Raw genomic sequence first — 2,337 nt, 5'->3', positions numbered from 1 at the left:
AGAAATACCGTAAGCAAATATCTAAAACAGAATGAGGCTCCAACCACCATTCATCGGCAGAAAAACTATCATGGAAAGGAGTATTCCGATGAAACAAAGCGAGTCTTACCCATTATTGATCAATGGCTCGAAGACGATCTAAAACGTTGGGGAAAACAACGCCATACCGCTGCCAGAATTTATCGAAGATTGGTCGATGAGTACAATTTCAAAGGATCTGAGTCCAACATCCGTAAGGTTGTAGCCAAACGTAAGAAAAAGCTACAGGAAGTCTTTATTCCCCTTGATTTTCAACTCGGCCACCAATTCCAATTCGACTGGGGAGAGGCGGATATTATTCTACAGGGTCGAACACAACGGATTTACCTCTTTTGTATGCAACTTTCGGCAAGTCGAATGCGATTTGTACGAGCATACCTGCATGAGAAACAGGAGGCTTTCTTAGATGGCTTTGTCCATGCGTTTGAATTCTTTGGAGGAGTACCTACCGAAGGGGTATTTGATAATTTAAAAACGGCTGTAGTAAAAATACTCCAAGGGAGAGATCGTCTCGAACAGGATGCTTTTCTAGCCTTACAAGCCCACTATTTGTTTAAGGCAGAGTTTTGTAATATTCGTTCCGGGAATGAAAAAGGACGAGTGGAAGGGACGGTCGGATACGTAAGAAGAAACGCCTTCGTTCCGCTTCCGGACGTACAATCGCTGGAGGAATTAAACGCTTATCTATTGGACTGGTGTTTGAGAGAAGCGGAAGAAAAAACCGTTCCGTTCACTAAAGAAACGATTGCGCAAATGTGGGCGAAAGAAAAGGAGTATCTACACCCACTCCCTGAAAAGAAGTTTGAAGCTTGCCGGTTGGTCTCTTGTCAGGTGAATAAGACCTCTTTAATTACAGTGGAGACCAATCAGTATTCTGTCCCTTGTAGTTATGTAGGTCAAGCTGTATGGGCAAAAATGTTTGTCGATCATGTGATCGTTGTGGCTCAAAATCAAGTGATCGCTGAACATCCTCGTTCTTACGAACGAAACCAGATGATCACCAATCTAGATCATTATCTGGAGGCATTATTAAAAAAACCGCGAGCGATTCGGGACGCCCATGCATTTCAATCATCTGACCTTCCGGATGTATTTAGGCGTTTTCACCGAAAAATGAGGGAACAAGAAGGAGCCGCGGGCGACCGTAAATTTATCCGACTCCTTCTCCTTCATCGAGAAATCGGGATGGAAAAATTGACACAAGCATTACGAGAAGCTGAACAAGCGCAGGTCTATCGGTACGAAGTCGTCCATGAAATCATTCAAAGACTGACGAATAACTACTTGCAGGTCCAAGATCTATCTAAGGAGAAAACGCCTGTAAATCTACTAGACTATAAAATTCAAAAGGCAAACGTAGCTCAATACGGACAATTAACGGGAGGTCAGATGAAATGACAACGGAAATCCTTTTAGACCATATCACGAAGCAATTGAGAATGCCTACAATTGCGAAACAATATCGCTCTCTCGCAAGAGAGGCAGAAGAAAGAAATCTACGGTATGAAGAATACTTATTGGCACTATTAGAAGCAGAAGCGCAGGCAAGAGAGGAAAATCAAAGACAGCGAAGGCTCAAACAAGCTGCCTTTCCCATCCACAAAACTTTAGACACCTATGATTTTACTTTCATGCCGAGCTTAAATCGAAATCGATTTCTCACACTCGCAAAAGGTGAGTTTGCAGAGAGAAAAGAGAATATTATTTTTCTAGGGAATAGTGGCACAGGGAAAACCCATTTGGCCATTGGGCTTGGAATCGCCATGATCCAAAATGGCTACAAAACAAAATTCATTACTGCTTCCGAGTTAGTGGAAGAGTTGCTTATTGCTAAAGAAGAGCACAAACTTGGTGCGTTTGAGAAGAAGTGGCTCAAATATGATGTGATCATCGTAGATGAACTGGGATATATCCCCTTTTCCAAAACAGGAGCAGAGCTATTATTTCAGTTCTTTTCCAATCGCTATGAACGTGCAAGTGTCATCATTACAACAAATCTTGAATTTGTAGAATGGACGAACATTTTTGGGGATGAAAAGATGACAGCAGCGTTGCTTGATCGGCTCACTCACCGTTCGCACATTCTTCTTCTAAACGGAGAATCTTATCGATTCCGTCAAAGTATGAAACAGAGGGAAAATGGGGAGTGGTAGCCAGATGCGCGAAGTGTTTGGATGACTTGCCCCTAGGGGCAAGTCATCCAAACACCCACCCTCTCCCATTTATGGGAACTCTGATTCTAAAAGTGGCTCACTTTTGAAGTGATCGCTCTGGCTCAATTTATTATTGACAAAAACA

Annotated in this window: 2 protein-coding genes; both read left to right on the top strand. The window is 42.6% G+C overall.

Annotated features, from left to right (window positions below; genetic code table 11):
* Positions 1–1,437, top strand: a 1,437-nt coding sequence (gene istA, locus HNR43_RS14005; protein ID WP_183244709.1) for an IS21 family transposase, incomplete at its 5' end; no start/stop codon positions are given.
* Positions 1,434–2,192, top strand: a complete 759-nt coding sequence (gene istB / locus HNR43_RS14000; protein ID WP_183244707.1) for an IS21-like element helper ATPase IstB — start codon at positions 1,434–1,436, stop codon at positions 2,190–2,192. The genes istA and istB, both read left to right, overlap by 4 nt.
* The last annotated feature ends 145 nt before the right edge of the window (positions 2,193–2,337 follow it).

Origin of the sequence: Anoxybacillus mongoliensis, assembly GCF_014201515.1 — a bacterium.
In the GTDB taxonomy this organism is placed as follows: domain Bacteria; phylum Bacillota; class Bacilli; order Bacillales; family Anoxybacillaceae; genus Anoxybacillus; species Anoxybacillus mongoliensis.
This window is presented reverse-complemented; position numbering and strand designations above follow the sequence as displayed.

Excerpts from the sequence above, each read along its gene's own strand:
- istB (WP_183244707.1), top strand. The coding sequence starts at position 1,434 with ATGACAACGGAAATCCTTTTAGACCATATCACGAAGCAATTGAGAATG.